Raw genomic sequence first — 16162 nt, 5'->3', positions numbered from 1 at the left:
CGAAGCAGGAGAAAGGGCCGCAGCCATGCTCATCGACACGGACGACGAGGTCGTGCGGCTGGTCCGGATCGCGGTCGCTCACCTCGGCGTCGAGGAGGTGCGTTTCACCGGCGGTGAGCCGTTGCTGCGCCCCGGTCTCATCGGGATCGTCGAGCGGTGCGCTGCTCTCGGACCGCGCCCCAGGCTGTCGCTGACCACCAACGGCATCGGCCTGGGCCGGACCGCCGGAGTCCTGGAACGCGCCGGCCTGGACCGGGTCAATGTCTCGCTGGACACACTGCGCCCCGCCGTCTTCAAGGCCCTGACCTGGCGGGACCACCACCACGACGTGCTTCAGGGCCTGGCTGCGGCTCGCGCCGCCGGGCTCACCCCGGTGGAGGTCAACGCCGTCCTGATGCCCGGACTGAACGACGATGAAGCACCCGAATTGCTCGCCTGGGCCATGGAGAACGACTACGAACTCCGGTTCGTCGAGCAGATGCCGCTCGATGCCCAGCACGGCTGGCGACGCGACGGCATGATCAGCGCCGGGGTCATCCTGGAGAGCCTGAGAACCCGCTTCACGCTCACTCCCGAGCCGGACGAGGCACGCGGCTCCGCGCCCGCCGAACGCTGGGATCAGCCGTCGCTGTCGTTTCTTAGGGCGGCGAGGTAACCGGCCCAACTGTCCTGAGCCAGGGCGGCCCATTGGGTGGCGGTGTTTCTGTGAATCCCGAAGAGGTCGCACATGATGATCGGCGGAAGTTCACCGGCCATGCCGAACAAGGCCGTGTTGCGGGCCGCGAGGGTGGGCAGACCGTGCTTCGTGAGCTGCGCCGCCAGACCTCCAGGGCTTCGCGGGCGGCCGGCGAGACGGCCCGGGAGAAGAAGCTCCTGGTGCTCGCTGTCGGGCAGGGCTCCCACCGCCGAGTGCCTCCGGCCCCCAGCGATCTGTCGTTCGGTGAGACGAGCCAGCGTCGGCGGCAGGAGTACGGGAGCTTGGCCGGGGCGACGTTACAGCGGCGGCAGACCGGCCCTTCGGCGGAGTTGCACTGCACGGGGCCGACGGTCTTGCAGCGGACGCACTTCTGGTCCGTAAACCCGGCGCAGGGGCGACACAGGGCGACCCTGGCCCCGTCCCTGAGCCGCATCCGGTAGGTGCCGAGGCGCCCGCAGTCGGCGCAGGGCCCGGTGACCCGGTGGCGGTTCTCATAACAGGAGCGGCAGACCGCTCCTTCCTCCCCTGTCCGGGTGACGATGTGACCGTCCTTCCCGCAGCACGAGCACGGGCGCAGTTCGGTCCGGGAGACGCACCAGTCGCATGCGCGGCCTTGCGGAGTGACACGGGGAACCTTGCGACCGGCGTGGCCGCAGATAACGCAGGCGAGCTGGGTGACGGCACCGCCGTGCCCGACTGCCTGCAGGGCCTGCAGCAGCCGGGGCAAGGACGCCGGGCAGTGTGGGGACGGTGCCGTCAACGCGTCCGGGAACTGGGCTATGTGGGCGTGAAGTTCGCGCGCCATCGGCGGGCTCGACGCCTTCGCCCGCTCAAGGAGCTCCTGGCCCTCCTCCGCCGTCAGCGCAGGGCCGACCGTGTCCTGCAGGAGACCGACGAGCCGGGCCCGGATCTCGGCGAGCTCACGCCGGGCATCCGCCAGGGGAAGCCTGGCCCGTCGACGTCTCACGACTGGCCGGGACGGCGAATGACGGTCCGCCGCGGAGCACTCGGCGCCGGCCCCGTCTCACCGCCGGCCGTCTTGCGGACCTGGACGTTGACGACCTCGGGCTTGATCAGGTCGTTCGGGGTGCACTGCAAGATGTCGCAGAGCGCCACGAGGGTGTCCATGCTCATCCGCTGCGCAGGGATGAGTACATCCGTTGCTCGCGCACCCCTCAACGTCACCGAGCAGGCACAACGTCACTCTCGCCACCGCGCGCAATGTTGTATTTGATGCAATGCAGCGCGCTTTCCCAGACCATGGCGATGCTGGCCGCGCCCCACGCGGTCCAGGTCAGGCGCACGCCGCTGCTGCGGAAGAACCCGCCGACCAGGCCGAAGATGCCGACCAGTTGCCAGACGGTGTAGCGGTGGAGGCGCTGATCGGCAGCGCGGCGGAGTGCGACGCGATGTACGAGCGGATCGGCTGGTCGACCACGGCGAAGACGCCGTGGGAGGTGTCGGCGCCGACCTGGACGTGCGGCACGGCGGTCAGCAGGCTGTGCAGCGTGTCGGCCAGGACGTCGGTCGCGCCGTCCAGCAGGATGAGGACCGCGCAGATCCCGGCGAGTCCGAGCGCCGTCTTCACCCAGTTCGTTCTCCAGACACTTGAAGTTGTCTCATCCCAGTGACAGCTCGGCGTCTCTCAGCACGCCTCCGATCGGGGCACGGAAGACTGCACAGCCCTGCAGCCTCGCGGCCGCAGGCGTGGACGCGAACCGTGACGTCCACATAACATGTCACCGTTAACTTAACGGCGACAACTTGAAGGGCCGCGATGACCATCACCGCGCAAGACGTCTACACCTTGGCGCCGTTCGCCAGGACGCTCGGGATACGCTTCGAAGCCCTCAAGGCCGACGCTGTCACCGCGCAACTCGCCTACACGCCCGAGCAGTCCACCGTTGGCGCCGCGATGCACGGCGGGGCACTGATGGGGCTGGCCGATGTAGCCGGCGCCGTGTGCGCCACGCTGAACGGGCCCGCCGACACCGTCCCCGCGACCATGGAATCCACCACCCACTTCCTGCGGCCCGTACACGGCACCGGCGCTTTCGCGACCTCCCGCCCGCTGCACGTCGGCAAGTCAACGGTCACCGTGGAAATCGACATCAGGGACGACAAGGACCGGCTCTGCGCCCGCGTCACTCAACTCGTCGCCCTCCGGAAGCGCCATGACTAAGGGACCCGGCCAGACCACAGCCGACGGCCGCGCCGGCACAACCGAAGGCCGTCGGCGCAGTCGCGCCAAGCGAGGCCACGGCGGCCGACTGAGGGACGAGCTCATCGAAGCGGCCGGCACGTTGCTCGACGACGCCGGCGAGGACGGCGTGACCATCCGTGCGGTCGCACAGGCCGTCGGGGTCAGCACCCCCTCGGTATATCTGCACTTCGACAACCGACTGGAACTGCTGCACACCGTGTGCCTCGGGGTCTGGGACGAGCTCGCCCGACGGATGCTGAGCATCAGCGCCCAGACCACCGACCCGTTCGCCGAACTCCACCAGCGCAGTGTCGCCTACATCAGGTTCGGACTCGACCATCCCCTGCGCTACCGCCTGGTCGCGACCGGACCCGCGACAGCCGCCACCGAGCAGGTCGCCGACGCCTGCTTCCGATTCCTGCGCGAAACAGTGCAGCGATGCGCCGACGCCGGCGTGCTCCACGGCGATGTGACGGCGCTGACCCGGGCCATCTGCGCGTGCCTGCACGGTGCCGTCTCGCTGCTGATCCTCCAGCCGACCTCGAAATGGCCCGACGACATCCCCCAGTACGCAGACGATGCCGCCACCCTCGCCTGCCAGGGCGCCGCCGCCCTCTCACGCGCGCACCATGGCCGCTACGAAACGTGAACTGTTCTGCCCTGGGCAACGCTCCGCCACGCCTCGCTGGCGTCGGCCGACGGTTGGCGCAGCGCTCGGCGGCCGGCCTGCGCGGGGCAGAAAAAGGGGCTGGTCCTCCATGCCCTTGCGGGTAGTGCCGGCGCAGTTCGCGGCGCTGGCCAAAGAAAATCCGCTGGCAGGCGGTGGCGGGCCTCGGCGATGTCGAGCTGCTTGCCGATCATGTGCCGTTTTTGAAGTGGCCCAGACAACGAGCTGATGCCTCAGGAGACACATCAAAGTCTGGAGAAGAACGGCTACCGGGCGATCGTCTTCACCCCGTGGCCGGCGCCCGGACCACTGCTGCTGCAGTCCCGCCGGGGCAGCCTCCTGAAGAGCCGCTTCCCCGAGCTCGAGGTCGCGGCCGCCGACCTGCCCGACGGCTTGGTCCTCGACTGCGTTATGTGACCTGCGGGGTGTCTCAGCACCAAGGTGTCTCAGGCGGCGCAGCTCCCACAGACGGGACGTGACGGGCGTCGCGCCACGTGTCGCAGCGGCCGCTCAGAGGTGGCTGTCCAGGAACTTCCGTACCTCGGCGATGGTCATAGGCCCCGTGCCGTGCGCCACCGCCTCTCCCTCCTTCAGCAGGACGTAGGACGGGGCTCCGGTGATCCCGTATCGCTCGGTTGCGGCCGGACAACGCCTGATGTCGGCGCGGACGGCCGTCAGGCGGCCCGTGTAGTCGTCGGCGATGCCACCCACGACGAGGTCCATCACCCGGCAGGGCTCGATTGCCCTGGGCCATGTCCCGGTGAAGTATGCGAGGACCGGAACTGCGCTCATCCCCAGGATGAAATTGAACTCCGCGTCCTCACGGGGTCGGTGAACCCGCTTCGCCATGGAAGCTCCTGACCTCACGTTCCGTCATTCCATCCCCATCATCCCTCGAGCGGTGTGCCAGGCCGGCCCGGTCGGTCGTCCGGTTGACCTGTCGGAAGGGAGACACAGGGCCGTCGCAGAACCACGGTGGTCCCCGGCGCGAGCGGCCCGGCCCCCGCCCCTGGTGATCGGGCCTGGCCGCCCCGCCGGTCACCCAGCCGCAGCCCGCCGCGCGCCCGTGGGTCAGCTCGTGCCAGGTAAGCGCCCTCCATGACGACATGAAAGCCGTTCTCCAGGGCATGGCGGCCCAGATTACCGACCAGATGCTCGATGAGCGCGTCGACGAGCGGGCCGGTGCGCATCGTCCACCGGATCGAGTCGAGCTGTATCCGCCACCGCGCTCCTCAGAGACAGCGCCCCCGACGGGCTTCCCAAGGCCTTGTCTGGTCTTCACATCACGCCCCGGTCTCAGCTGGCTCATACCGCTCTTCCCGGGCCGCATGAACCAGCTGATGGCACCGAGAACGAGGCACGATTCCTGGATCGCTCGCGGACGCGGTCGTGGACCGTCGACGTACGTGTCAGCTGACGCGAAGACCGACCGCCAGCGTCAGTTCAAGGACCCGGTGTGGCGATGCGAGATCCGGGAACAGCTCCCGCAGCTGCGACATCCGGTACCGGACGGTCTGGGGATGGACGAACAACGCCGCCGCCACCTCGTCCCGCCTGCCCTGGTGCAGCAGCCACGCCCGCAACGTCTCCTCCAGCCGCCGTGCGGTCGCGACCGGCAAGGTCCGCAACGGTGCGAGGGCTCGGGCACGCAGGTCTGCGAGCGCCTCCACGTCGGCGCTCAGCACCAGCTCGGGCAGGTGGTCCTCGGTGTCGCGGATATCGGAGGAGAGGGAACGGGCGCGTACGGCTCGTGAGTACGAGGCGGACGCTCGAGTCCATGGCCGGGCCGGGCCGACCACGGCGGTGCGGTCGGTCAGCTGCCGCAAGAGATGTGATCGGTCGGCGTCGGGGACGAGCAGCACACCGGTGGCGTCCGGCAGATCGTCGAGGACGAGGGTGCTCGGGTCGAGCGCGCGGTAGGCAGGCCGGGCCTGGGCGGCGGGCAGCAGGACCGCGGTCAGCGAACCCGGAGGCTGCCATCCGGCCCGTTGCACAGAGGCCAGCAGCACGTCCGGGCTCGCGCCGGCGAGGAGGTCGCGGGCCAGGTGCTCCAGGTGACGCTCATGGGCCCGGCCCCGGGCTGCCAGTTCGTCGGCGTGGCCCGCGGCGCTCGCGGCGGAGAGCTCGTCGATGTAGGCGAAGGTCAGCTCGGCGAACTTGGCGACCTCGGCGGCGGGCAGACCTGCGGGTACGGCACCCGCTGCCAGGCATCGCCAGGCCACGCGAGCGCCGACGCGGTAGGCGCTGAGCAGGGCGTCCATCGAACGGCCGTCGCGCACCTCGCCGCGGCCCAGCTCGTAGGCTGCGTCACCGGCGTCGCCGCCTGTGGCGTTCCCGCTCGCGAGGTCCAGGTAGTGCCCCAGGGCGGTGCGGACGGCTCGGCGGATGGTCCCGCCCATGCTGCCCGAAAGGGCGTTGGCGTAGGAAGGGACCTCGTCGATGATCGCCTGGACGACCTCGTCGGCGGTGGTCTTCAGCGCGGCCCGAAGTGCGGTGACCGTCGTCTCATCCAGGGCCAGTTCGCTGGCCCTCCGGATTGCATGGCTCACGTTTTTGTTCCCTGCGAACAATTCAGCCGACCAGATTCACGTCTTGCGGTCAGGACTTTACGCCCTGCGGCGCAGCAAGCTGGAGTCATGACGAGTGCAGCCCTCCGCAGCAGGGCGTGGAAACTGCTGGAGATGGTCACGACGCCGCTGCTGCCGTCGGACTACCTCGACCTGGTCAGCCCGCTGCGTGCGGGCGCTGACCTGCGTGGGCGCATCGAGGCCGTGCACCCCGAGACGGATGACGCCGCGACCATCGTGATCAGGCCGGGACGGGGCTGGCGCGGCCACACAGCCGGTCAGTACGTGCGGATCGGGGTCGACGTCGACGGGGTGCGCCTGTGGCGCGCCTACTCCATCACCTCGCCGACAAACCGCCAGGACGGCCGCGTCACGATCACCGTGAAGGCGATCCCGGACGGCAAGGTCAGCAACCACCTGGTCCGCAGGGCGAAACCGGGCACGCTGATCCAGCTCGACCAGGCGACCGGTGACTTCGTGCTGCCGCAGGCCAAGCCCGCCAAGGTGCTCTACCTGACGGCGGGCAGCGGCATCACGCCCGTGATGGGCATGCTGCGCGACATCGAGTTCGACGACGTCGTCATGGTCCACTGCGCGCCACAGCCGCAAGACGTGATCTTCCGCAACGAGCTGCACGAGCTGGTCGCGGACAAGAAGCTGCGGCTCACCGAGGTGCACACCGACACAGACGGCATGCTCGACATCGCCCGTCTCGACGAACTCGTGCCCGACTGGGCCGAGCGCGAGACCTGGGCTTGCGGGCCCGCGGGCCTGCTCGACGCCGCCGAAGAGCACTGGAGCGAGCACGGCGTCCAAGAGCGCCTGCACACCGAACGCTTCCGCCCCAACATCGTCGTCGCCGGCGACGGCGGCGAGGTCACGTTCAGCGCCACCGGCAAGAGTGTCGACGCGGACGGCGCCACGCCGTTGCTGGACATCGGCGAGGAGGCCGGCGTGCTCATGCCCTCCGGGTGCCGCATGGGCATCTGCTTCGGCTGCATCACGCCGCTCAAGGCGGGCGCCGTCCGCGACCTGCGCACCGGCGAGATCACCGAGGCCGAGCCGGGCGTCCTCATCCAGACCTGCGTGTCCGCCGCGGCGGGCCCCTGCGACATCGAACGGTAGGAGCACCTTGACCGCCATCGACCCCACCGCCCACCTGACCGCGGAGCAGATCGAGGAGCTCGGCCGCGAGCTGGACGCGATCCGCGATGAGGTTCTCGCCGACCGCGGCGAGAAGGACGCCGCCTACATCCGCAAGGTCATCTCGGCGCAGCGCAAGCTCGAGCTGGTCAGCAGGGGCGTGCTGCTGTTCTCGTTCTTCCCGCCCGCGTGGCTGCTCGGCACCGCCGGTCTGTCCGTGGCGAAGATCATGGACAACATGGAGATCGGCCACAACGTCCTGCACGGCCAGTGGGACTGGATGCGGGACCCGAAGATCCACTCCACCACCTGGGAGTGGGATCACGTCTCGCCGTCCGAGCAGTGGAAACACTCGCACAACGAGCTGCACCACACGTACACCAACGTGATCGGCAAGGACAACGACCTCGGCTACGGCATCATGCGCGTCGACGAGGACCAGAGGTGGCACCCGTTCCACCTCGGCCAGCCGCTGTGGAACTTCATCAACGCCTGCTTCTTCGAGTACGGCATCGCCGCGTACGATCTGGAGCTCGGCAAGAACCTGCGCAAGTGCCGCCGCAAGAACCCGGAGTTCCGCGCGCGGGCCAGGGCCGTGGGCCGCAAGATCCGCAAGCAGGTGCTCAAGGACTACGTGATCCACCCGCTGCTGTCGGGCCCGTCGTTCCTCACCACGCTCGCCGCCACGTTCACCGCGAACCTGGTCCGCAACATCTGGTCCCACTCGGTGATCATGTGCGGGCACTTCCCCGAGGGCGTGCAGGTCTTCGAGCGCCGGTCGATCAAGGGCGAGACGCGCGGCCAGTGGTACCTGCGCCAGATGATGGGCTCGGCGAACATCAGCGGCAGCAGGGCCATGCACTTCATGACCGGCAACCTGTCGCACCAGATCGAGCACCACCTGTTCCCGGACTTGCCGAGCAACCGGTACGCCGAGGTCGCGGTGAAGGTGCGCGCGCTGTTCGAGAAGTACGAGCTGGAGTACGTCACCGGGCCGCTGCCCAAGCAGGTCTTCTCCGCGTGGCGCAAGGTCTTCCGGCTCTCGCTGCCGAACAAGAAACCCAAGGTCAAGACGCCGGACCACGAACAGGAGCTCGTCGCGGCCTGACCCCGTATCAGTTCAGATCTCTCGGCCGTACCGGCGGCACCGCCGGGTTCGGTGAGATCCGTGGCGGACGGTGGGCGACCGCGACATCAGACCGTACGACACGGGATCCGGGGCAGCCCGGTGTCCGACTGCGCTGCTACCTGGACGTGTGCCAGGAGCTCAGCACACAGCACCCGGCGAGGTGTTGTAGTGCGCTGACCTGCCGATCCCCCCAGGCGAGATCGTCGGCGTCGACATCGCCACCCCCGCCTCCCACTGCTCCCGCCTCGTTTCGATGCGGCACTCCGGCTCCATCCGAGCCCCGCCACCATCCCGAAGTCCGAAGCCTCCGGGGCCTCCCGCGCGACGCCAGATGACGTGCTGTACGCCGAGGCGTATCGCCGGCCCGTACTGCCAGGTCGCCCGTCCGTTGCCGTCCCAGGTCAGCTCGAAGACGCCGGGCGCACTGCGGACTCCCTTCACGCGGAGGCCAGCGCGGAAGCGGCCGCGTCCGGTGCGCAAGTCGTCGACGAAGGCGGCCACGGCCTGGCGGAAGCGGCGGCGCTGTTCAGGTGTGAGGCGGTCCAGGTCGGTGGTGAAGCGGGGCAGGGTCTCGTAAGTCGGCACGTCGGTCCTCCAGGCAGCACGAAGCCCCCGGGGTTGCCGGGGGCGGTGGGTGTCTTGCTTGGGGTGAAGGTGGTCGGTGACGTGGTGCAGGGCGGAATGTCTTTGGCCGTCGTCCCGGGGGAGCGGTACGTAGGTGTGCGCTTCTTGACGGTGGAGTCGTCTACTGGCGGATTTCGGGGTGTGCGAGGCCTGTGTGACTGGGTGCCGCGCAGGGTTTGCATGGCCTCGGTCGTGTCCGCAGGGCGGGCGCGAGGTTGTCGCCGGATCGCTCTTTTTTGCAGGTCAGAGCGGGTGTTCGCTGTCGGGATGATCAGTGTTGCGAAGGTCCAGAGGCGGAATGCCTGGCGGTACTACGTGCGCGGAGTCGCGTTCGGGGACGGGCGTCGTCCCGTCGGCCGGGCGTTGAAGGACGCTCAGGAGATGGCCGGGCTCCCGCCCGGAGTGTGGAGGGGGCGCGGCCTGGCCGCGCTCGGGCTCACCGCCGGGCAGACGGTGACCGAGCGGCAGATGGAGTTGGTGTTCGGGGATGGCCGGCACCCGGATGCCGACCGCATGGAACGCAAGCTCCTGGACGACGGCGTCGATCCGGAGACGGCGCGGCTGGCCACGGTCCTCGGTCAGCTGATTGAGGAGATCGAGCAGCGCAAGCAGACCCCGCTGATCGCCCTGGACTTCGTGTTCCGGCCGCAGGCATCGCTGGTCGTGCTGTGGGCGCTGGGGGATGCCAGGACGCGGCGGGTCATCGAGCGGGCGCTCGAGCGGGCTGTCGCCGCGACCCTTCGCTGGCTGGAGGATGAGGTGGTGGAGGTCCGGTGGGCGTCCGGCCGGGAGCGCGCGAAGGCCCCGGCCCTGTCGTCGCGGCGTTCCGGCACTTCGACAACAGGAACGGATTTCCGCTCCTGCATGAGCACTGCCTGATCCTGAACCGGGCGCAGCGCCCGGACGGCTCCTGGTACGCGCTGGAGGGACACGGTCCGGCTGCACAAACACATCGTGGCGGCCGACACGCTCGGGAGCAGGCGGCGAGGACGAGGGCGGAGCCGGAGGCGCGCAGCGGCGCGGGGGGCTCAGGACGGCCCCAGGGGCGGGGAGGTGGCAGTCTGCTTGATCATCAGGATGGGCGGGGAGCCGACTGTCTGCTCCCATCCCTGGCGCTCCCAGAATTCCAGCGCCTCCTTCCAGCCGCGCTCCTCCCGGTTCACCCGTAGGTAGGCGCCGGAGTAGCCCTGCTGCTCCAGCTCCCGCATCACGTGATGCTCCAGACGTGCTGCGTGCCCTTCGCGTCGGTGGTCCCTGTCGGTGGTCAGGTACGCCAGGTAGACGGGCCACGTCCGGCCCTCGATCGTCTTGGGGCGCCGCCGCTCGACGGTGGCGACCGCCAGCACCCTGCCGTCGTCGTCCAGAACCCACACTCCGCGCCGCGCACCGTTCCCGCTCTCCTCCTGCTCCTGGAGGTACTCGTGCCAGCGGCCCTCGTTGTTCTCCTCCGGCCAGACCTGGGTCAGGAGTTCGATCACGTCCATCAGATCGGCGGTTGTGGCCGGGCGGGGCAGAGGGTGAGACATCCCGCCAGTATGAACGGCCCATCGCTGGGGCATGGTGGCGTCCGGACGACGGCTCCGCCCCGCCGGCAGTGGCCACCGGCACACACCGAGGGCCCGGCCAGGTCGGCGATGGTGTGGTCGAGTTGGGCGATGTGGGTGGTCAGCGCGGCTGTCTGGAGACGGGACAGACCGCCGCCGGCTTTGAGCGGGCGCTGGGCCTGGGCTCGGGCGGCGGTGAGTCGCGGCAGGTGGATGGTGGAGCGGCGGGCATGGCGCAGCTCAAGCACATGGTGAGCAGGGGGAGGGGCCGGCCGGCGCGGAGTGCCCGCTGGCCGCAGACCGCGGTGGCAGGCTGGTAGAAGCAGTCGTTCAGGACGCCGGGGTCGAGGGTTTTGGTCAGGTGCTGCAGCATGGTGCGTAGCCGGGCAGCGCTGGCGACGATGCCGGGAAGCTTGCCCAGTTCGCGTCGGATGCGGTCGAACTCGGCGTTCGCGGGCGGTGGCTCCCCCGCCGGAGCGGTGGCCGGCGTTCCGATCGCGGTAGAGGTCTTCGACGTAGTCCAGTTGGGCGACGGCGCGTTCGGTGGCGACTTCGGAGGCGAATCCGGAGGCGGAGGTGCCCGCGTAGCAAGCGGTCCGTGGCCCGGCAGCTCGGCATGGGCCTCAACACCATCCTGCGCTTCTCTCGCGCCACCACTCCGGAGGAGTTGTTCACAGGCCAGTGGCAGAGCCGTGCGACCAAACTCGATGCCTTCAAGCCCTACCTCGACCAGCGCTGGCAGGAAGGCTGCACGAATGCCTGGAGACTGTGGGAGGAGATCAGTGAACAGGGCTACCCGGACGGCTACAGCAGCGTTCGCGACTACGTGAGCAGGACTCCTCGGGGCAAGCCCAGCCGGTTGGGCCCCGACCGCCATCGGCCCGTGCCGTCACCCGCTGGATCCTCACGCATCCGGACGCCCTGCCCGAAAATGACCGGCTCCAGCTCAAAGCCGTGCTGGCCAACTGCCCTGAACTGACGACACTCGCCGAGCACGTGCGCTCATTCGCCCACATGCTCACCCACCTGCAAGGCGCCCAGCTGGCGACATGGATCGAATCGGCAACCGCCCCCAGGGATCTGCCCAGTCTCCGCCGTTTTGCCCAGCACCTTGAACGCGACCTCGACGCCGTCATCGCCGGCCTTTCACTTCCGTGGAACCCGGGTGTCGTGGAGGGTCATGTCAATCGGATCAAGATGCTCAAGCGGCAGATGTTCGGCCGCGCTGGATTCGACGTCCTCCGCAAGTGAGTTCTCCTCACTCCGTAATCCGACCGATGGACTTGGCACGGACATTACTATCGAGGAGTGACGATCAAGTACGAGTGGCGGGGCGACTTCGACAACGCAGCCCTCAACACACTGCACGCTGACGGCTTCGGTCACCCGGTCGTTGGGACCGACTGGCGAGAACGACTTGAGCGCCACAGTCTCGGCTGGGTCTGCGCTTGGGAAGACGGCGTGCTGATCGGTTTCGTCAACGTTGTCTGGGATGGCGGAGTTCACGCCTTCGTCCTGGACACGGTGGTCGCCCAGCACCTCCAGAGAAGAGGTGTTGGCGCCGCGCTGGTTGCAGCGGCAGCCAACGAAGCTCGTGCCGCGAAGTGCGAATGGCTCCACGTCGACTTCGAGGAGCACCTGCGTACGTTCTACTTCGATGTCTGCGGCTTCAAGGAGACGGCGGCCGGTCTGATTGCCCTGTAATACCGTGGGCCAAGCTCTGGGCCGGGAAACACAGGGCGCCAGAAGTGGTGAGAACGAGCATTCACCAGCACCCTGACCCAATCTCAGTCGTCACCCGGAGTGACTGCACCACACAAGTTGGACCAGAGCCCGTCTGTGACGACATTAACGGGACCCGCCGTGAGTTGATCAAGAAGGAGCTCGCAGTGGCCCGCGCCCGGCAGGCCGAAGTCACCGCTTACTGGAATCGGCACAAGGCCACGGTCATGGACCGGTGGGACAACCGTACTGGTGGTCGTGGAGAAATGACCGTGGCGGACATCCCGGAGGTCGCAGCACAATGGCACCGAGACAACCTGGTCCGTCCCGAGAACGCCTTGGCGACGACTCAAAGACGCGGTGAGGCCAGTCCGTACCTGTGGCAATGCCCCCTCGGCTTCGATCATGATCCGTGGCCGGCCTGCCCAAGGACCGCATTCAGAAAGGCCCAGGGTGCCCCGAGTGCCGGCGCTTGGTCCGCCTCGCGGACCTTCCAGCGCTGGCCGCTCAATACCGTGGACACAGACCAGCGAGCGACATGACCCACGCTTCACACGAGAGTGTGTCGTGGATCGCCTCTCTGCGGCGGCCTCGCGCTCGGCTCGGGTGGCGTGGGGGCGCCACCCTCGTCCGTGGAGCGGGCGACAGGCGTCCTTGCGGATACGCATTCCCGGGGCGCAGAACATGGGGGCGTCGAGCCGCACGTCGGCTGCCCTCGCATTGCCCCGCCGCCGTTACCGCTCGTCCGCCGCCTGCGAGGGCACCGTGATGTCCTGACCGCCGTCCAGAACCTGGTGGAGCCAGGCGCGTTCGGCGCGGCTCATGGCGCGGGCGGTGAGCAGCATGCCGCGACGGTAGGGGTCGGCGACCTCCTCCGAGCGCAGCGGACGGTCGCCGTCGTAGAAGAAGCTCGCGGGTGTCTCGAGGAACTCCAGGCGTCGGCGCAGGACCGCGTGCTGCTGTTCGGTGTCGGGGAGCAGGGACAGGAACGCGAGGATCGTGAAGAAGCGCGCGTGGTCGGTGATCTCGTGCTGGGCGGGATCGCGCAGGCGCCGCAGCAGCTCGTCGCGTCCGGCGTCGGTCAGGGGCAGCACGTACTTCTGGGCGGCTGCGGCGCCCGGTTCTGTGTGCCGGGTCACCAGACCGCGTTTCACCAGGCGGTTGATCGCCGGGTAGAGGCTGCCGTCGCTGACCGGTCGGGTGTGACCGGACAGCTGTTCCACTCGACGGCGCAGCTCATAGCCGTGCAGCGGTCCCTGCGCGAGGTGTCTCAGGATCACGAGCTCCAGCACACCGCCATGGTCGCACAGCGAATCGAGGTATCACGGAACGACGTGTTACGGTCTTGATCGGCATTTACCTTGGTTCGAGGTACCCAGATTCGTTGTATGGGTGTCCCATGGCGAGCAGAGACGAGAGAGTGATGGCGCAGTCGTCCGACCCGGCCGCTGACCGTGAGGCGCGTGAGGCCGGACCCACTACGACGGCACGACACGCCGCCGCGGCGGCCGGCCTGCCGTGGGAGGATCGGCGGGCGTTCGACGACGTGGCAAGAGGCCGGATCGCCTCGATCGAGCCGCCCGTCATCCGCGACGCCTCCGGCACGGTGGTCTGGGATCTCGCCGCGTACGACTTCCTCGACGGCGAGGCGCCCACGACCGTGCACCCGAGTCTGTGGCGCATCGCCCAACTGCACCGCAGCCACGGCCTGTTCGAGGTCACCCACGGCGTCTACCAGGTGCGCGGCTACGACGCCGCGAACATGACCGTAGTCGTCGGCGAGCGAGGCTACGTCGTCATCGACCCGCTCACCTGCGTCGAGACCTCCGCGGCCGCGCTGGACCTGGTCCGCGAGCAGCTCGGCGACCGCCCGGTCACGGCGGTCGTGCACACGCACTGCCACATCGACCACTTCGGCGGCGTCAAGGGAGTCGTCGACGAGGCGGACGTCCGGGCCGGACGGGTGCCGGTGGTCGCCCCCGTCGGCTTCTACGAGCACGCCGTCAGCGAGAACGTCTCTGCCGGCGTCGCCATGAGCCGCCGTTCCGGCTTCATGTTCGGCGGGCGGCTGCCGAAGGGCGTCCGCGGGCACGTCATGAACGGCAGCTGTGCCGGAGTGGCGACCGGCAGGAAGTCGCTGATCCGGCCGACGCACGAGGTACGCCGGACCGGTGAGGAGCTGGTCCTCGACGGCGTGCGGTTCGTCTTCCAGTACGTGCCCGACACCGAGGCGCCCGCCGAGATGAACTTCCATCTGCCCGAGCAGCGGGCGCTGTGCATGGCGGAGCTGATCTCCCACCACATGCACAATCTGTACACCCTGCGTGGCGCGCCGGTCCGCAACGCCGTCGCGTGGAGCGGCGCGATCGACGAGGCGCTGCGCATGTACGGGGATGCCTCGGACGTGATGTTCATCGGTCACGGCTGGCCGGTCTGGGGCCAGGAGCAGATCGCCGAGCTGCTGGGCATGCACCGTGACCTGTACCGCTACCTCCACGACGAGACCCTGCGCCTGGCCAACCACGGCTACACGCCGAACGAGATCGCCGAACTGATCGAGCTGCCCGAGCCGCTCGACGCCTACTGGGCCAACCGTGGCACCTACGGCGCCACCAGCCACAACGTCAAGGCCGTGTACCAGCACTACCTCGGCTGGTTCGACGGCAACCCGGCCAACCTCGACCCGCTGCCGCCCGCCGAGGCCGGCCACCGCTATGTCGAGCTGATGGGCGGCATCGACGCCGTGGTCTCCCACGCCCGCACCGCCCACGCCGCGGGCGAAGACCGATGGGCCGCCGAACTGCTCAAACACGCCCTCGCCGCCGACCCCGACCACCAGCCCGCCCGCCTGCTGCAGGCCGACGTCTTCGAACAGCTCGGCTACCAGGCCGAGGCGGCTCCCTGGCGCAACTTCTACCTCGTCGGCGCCCAGGAACTGCGCCACGGTGCCCCGGGCCGTCTGCCGTCCGGCGGTGCCAGCCCCGATCTCGTCGCCGGGATGACCACCGAGATGGTGCTCGACTACCTGGCCATCCGTCTCAACGGCCCGCGCGCCGCGGCGTGCCGGCTCCGCATCGGGCTCGAGGTCGGCGGCGATCGGCGGCCCGGCCGGGCCGATGAGCGGTTCCTGGTGATCGTCGAGAACGGCGTCCTGCGGTACGCGCCGCCGCCCATCGCCGAGACACCGGCCGGCACCCTGCGCATCGGCCACGCCGCACTCGCCGACCTCGCCTACGGTGCGGCGACCCTCGACGAGCTGCTCGCGAAGGACACCGCACGGGTGGACGGCGACCGGACGGACCTCGACACCCTGCTCGGCCTGCTCGACACGTTCACCGGAGGGTTCGAGGTCGTCGTGCCGAACCTCCGCTGAGGCGGGCCCGGTCACCTGAGGCTTCGGCCCGAAGTTCAGGCAGAGCAACCTAGTCGCTCAGCGCCACGTAGTCGTAGGAGACCTCGTTCCCCTCGACCTTGGTCACGTTCACCACGATCTGCTGCTTCTTTCCGTCCTTGGACGTCACCGTGCAGTCGACCATGGCACGCTGCTGTGCCTTCAGATCTCCGGCGCAGCTGACCGCCCGCGGCTTCTCCTGCACCAGCGGCAGGGCGTAGTGCTCACGGACCTGCTTCTCGACCTCCGTTCGAGACACGGTGGCCGTCGCGTCGACGGTGCTGGTCGCCTCGGTGCTCAGCAGCCGGGGTACGGCCACGACCAGGCCGCCGACGGCCACGGCGGTGGCGGCGGTCAGGGACACGGCGACGTACTTCATGATCTTCTCCTCGGGGGGCGCTCGCTTGAGTGGCGTTTCCTGAGGAGCGTGGCTCGCCGCGCGGCCCTGACGCTTCGGCCTGCGAGCCGAAGATGG

General features: G+C 69.0%; 19 protein-coding genes and 3 pseudogenes. 13 read left to right on the top strand and 9 right to left on the bottom strand.

Annotated features, from left to right (window positions below; all coding sequences use genetic code 11):
- Positions 1-37: 37 nt before the first annotated feature.
- Positions 38-616 (top strand): annotated as a pseudogene (locus ALMP_RS37555) (radical SAM protein); the annotation flags it as partial.
- Between the two features lie 2 nt (positions 617-618).
- Here ALMP_RS37555 and ALMP_RS37550 read toward each other — a convergent pair.
- From ALMP_RS37550 to ALMP_RS37540, 3 genes are all read right to left on the bottom strand, one after another.
- Entirely contained in the window at positions 619-903 is a 285-nt protein-coding gene (locus tag ALMP_RS37550) for a hypothetical protein (RefSeq protein WP_264936439.1), read from the bottom strand.
- 757 nt (positions 904-1660) lie between these two features.
- Positions 1661-1831, bottom strand: a complete 171-nt coding sequence (locus tag ALMP_RS37545; protein ID WP_375803593.1) for a helix-turn-helix domain-containing protein — start codon at positions 1829-1831, stop codon at positions 1661-1663.
- Between the two features lie 160 nt (positions 1832-1991).
- Positions 1992-2285 carry a hypothetical protein gene (locus ALMP_RS37540; protein ID WP_264936437.1) on the bottom strand — a complete coding sequence of 98 codons (294 nt, stop codon included), beginning with the start codon at positions 2283-2285 and terminating at the stop codon, positions 1992-1994.
- A 189-nt stretch (positions 2286-2474) separates the two neighbouring features.
- Here ALMP_RS37540 and ALMP_RS37535 point away from each other — a divergent pair, with 189 nt between their 5' ends.
- The 3 genes from ALMP_RS37535 (at position 2475) to ALMP_RS37525 (ending at position 3984) form a co-directional block, all read left to right on the top strand.
- Positions 2475-2879 (top strand): PaaI family thioesterase, encoded by a 405-nt coding sequence (locus tag ALMP_RS37535; RefSeq protein ID WP_264936436.1) that lies wholly within the window; start codon positions 2475-2477, stop codon positions 2877-2879.
- Positions 2872-3549 (top strand): TetR/AcrR family transcriptional regulator, encoded by a 678-nt coding sequence (locus ALMP_RS37530; protein ID WP_264936435.1) that lies wholly within the window; start codon positions 2872-2874, stop codon positions 3547-3549. The genes ALMP_RS37535 and ALMP_RS37530 overlap by 8 nt, the downstream gene beginning before the upstream one ends.
- Positions 3550-3795: 246 nt before the next feature.
- On the top strand, positions 3796-3984 hold the full coding sequence (locus tag ALMP_RS37525) for a hypothetical protein (protein WP_264936434.1): 189 nt from the start codon (positions 3796-3798) through the stop codon (positions 3982-3984).
- Between the two features lie 93 nt (positions 3985-4077).
- On the opposite strand, the gene ALMP_RS37520 is transcribed toward ALMP_RS37525, so the two are convergent.
- Positions 4078-4416 carry a co-chaperone YbbN gene (locus ALMP_RS37520; RefSeq protein ID WP_264936433.1) on the bottom strand — a complete coding sequence of 113 codons (339 nt, stop codon included), beginning with the start codon at positions 4414-4416 and terminating at the stop codon, positions 4078-4080.
- Between the two features lie 560 nt (positions 4417-4976).
- A complete protein-coding gene (locus ALMP_RS37515) occupies positions 4977-6116 on the bottom strand; it encodes a CdaR family transcriptional regulator (RefSeq protein ID WP_264936432.1) in 1140 nt (379 codons plus the stop codon).
- A gap of 87 nt (positions 6117-6203) precedes the next feature.
- Between ALMP_RS37515 and ALMP_RS37510 the strand changes: the two genes are divergently transcribed.
- The 3 genes and pseudogenes from ALMP_RS37510 to ALMP_RS44575 form a co-directional block, all read left to right on the top strand.
- Positions 6204-7259: a ferredoxin reductase gene (locus tag ALMP_RS37510; RefSeq protein ID WP_264936431.1), complete on the top strand. Its 1056-nt coding sequence runs from the start codon at positions 6204-6206 to the stop codon at positions 7257-7259.
- A gap of 7 nt (positions 7260-7266) precedes the next feature.
- Positions 7267-8385, top strand: a complete 1119-nt coding sequence (locus tag ALMP_RS37505) for an acyl-CoA desaturase (RefSeq protein ID WP_264936430.1) — start codon at positions 7267-7269, stop codon at positions 8383-8385.
- A pseudogene (locus tag ALMP_RS44575) lies at positions 8298-8498 on the top strand (hypothetical protein); the annotation flags it as partial. The gene ALMP_RS37505 and the pseudogene ALMP_RS44575, both read left to right, overlap by 88 nt.
- 46 nt (positions 8499-8544) lie before the next feature.
- Here ALMP_RS44575 and ALMP_RS37495 read toward each other — a convergent pair.
- Positions 8545-8991 (bottom strand): hypothetical protein, encoded by a 447-nt coding sequence (locus tag ALMP_RS37495; RefSeq protein ID WP_264936495.1) that lies wholly within the window; start codon positions 8989-8991, stop codon positions 8545-8547.
- Between the two features lie 96 nt (positions 8992-9087).
- On the opposite strand from ALMP_RS37495, the gene ALMP_RS37490 reads away from it, so the two are divergent.
- Positions 9088-9909 (top strand): relaxase domain-containing protein, encoded by an 822-nt coding sequence (locus ALMP_RS37490; RefSeq protein WP_309299592.1) that lies wholly within the window; start codon positions 9088-9090, stop codon positions 9907-9909.
- Positions 9891-9947 (top strand): annotated as a pseudogene (locus tag ALMP_RS37485) (hypothetical protein); the annotation flags it as partial. The gene ALMP_RS37490 and the pseudogene ALMP_RS37485, both read left to right, overlap by 19 nt.
- Before the next feature lie 111 nt (positions 9948-10058).
- On the opposite strand, the gene ALMP_RS37480 reads toward ALMP_RS37485, so the two are convergent.
- The gene (locus ALMP_RS37480; RefSeq protein WP_264936429.1) at positions 10059-10556 is read right to left on the bottom strand and encodes a GNAT family N-acetyltransferase; all 498 of its coding nucleotides are present in this window, start codon (positions 10554-10556) and stop codon (positions 10059-10061) included.
- A 616-nt stretch (positions 10557-11172) separates the two neighbouring features.
- On the opposite strand from ALMP_RS37480, the gene ALMP_RS37475 reads away from it, so the two are divergent.
- The 3 genes from ALMP_RS37475 to ALMP_RS37465 are packed head-to-tail and all read left to right on the top strand — an operon-like array spanning position 11173 to position 12278.
- Positions 11173-11553: a hypothetical protein gene (locus tag ALMP_RS37475; RefSeq protein ID WP_264936428.1), complete on the top strand. Its 381-nt coding sequence runs from the start codon at positions 11173-11175 to the stop codon at positions 11551-11553.
- On the top strand, positions 11475-11825 hold the full coding sequence (locus ALMP_RS37470) for a transposase (RefSeq protein ID WP_309299591.1): 351 nt from the start codon (positions 11475-11477) through the stop codon (positions 11823-11825). The genes ALMP_RS37475 and ALMP_RS37470 overlap by 79 nt, the downstream gene beginning before the upstream one ends.
- A gap of 57 nt (positions 11826-11882) precedes the next feature.
- Positions 11883-12278, top strand: coding sequence for a GNAT family N-acetyltransferase (locus tag ALMP_RS37465; RefSeq protein ID WP_264936427.1), 396 nt, complete (start codon positions 11883-11885; stop codon positions 12276-12278).
- 752 nt (positions 12279-13030) lie between these two features.
- Here the strand turns inward: ALMP_RS37465 and ALMP_RS37460 are convergent.
- Entirely contained in the window at positions 13031-13588 is a 558-nt protein-coding gene (locus tag ALMP_RS37460) for a PadR family transcriptional regulator (protein ID WP_264936426.1), read from the bottom strand.
- Between the two features lie 107 nt (positions 13589-13695).
- Between ALMP_RS37460 and ALMP_RS37455 the strand changes: the two genes are divergently transcribed.
- Positions 13696-15669: an alkyl/aryl-sulfatase gene (locus tag ALMP_RS37455; RefSeq protein ID WP_264936425.1), complete on the top strand. Its 1974-nt coding sequence runs from the start codon at positions 13696-13698 to the stop codon at positions 15667-15669.
- A gap of 49 nt (positions 15670-15718) precedes the next feature.
- On the opposite strand, the gene ALMP_RS37450 is transcribed toward ALMP_RS37455, so the two are convergent.
- Complete coding sequence (locus tag ALMP_RS37450) at positions 15719-16066, bottom strand: DUF4333 domain-containing protein (RefSeq protein ID WP_264936424.1); 348 nt, start codon at positions 16064-16066, stop codon at positions 15719-15721.
- Positions 16067-16162 lie beyond the last annotated feature (96 nt).

Origin of the sequence: Streptomyces sp. A012304 (assembly GCF_026008495.1) — a bacterium.
In the GTDB taxonomy this organism is placed as follows: Bacteria; Actinomycetota; Actinomycetes; order Streptomycetales; family Streptomycetaceae; genus Streptomyces.
This window is presented reverse-complemented; position numbering and strand designations above follow the sequence as displayed.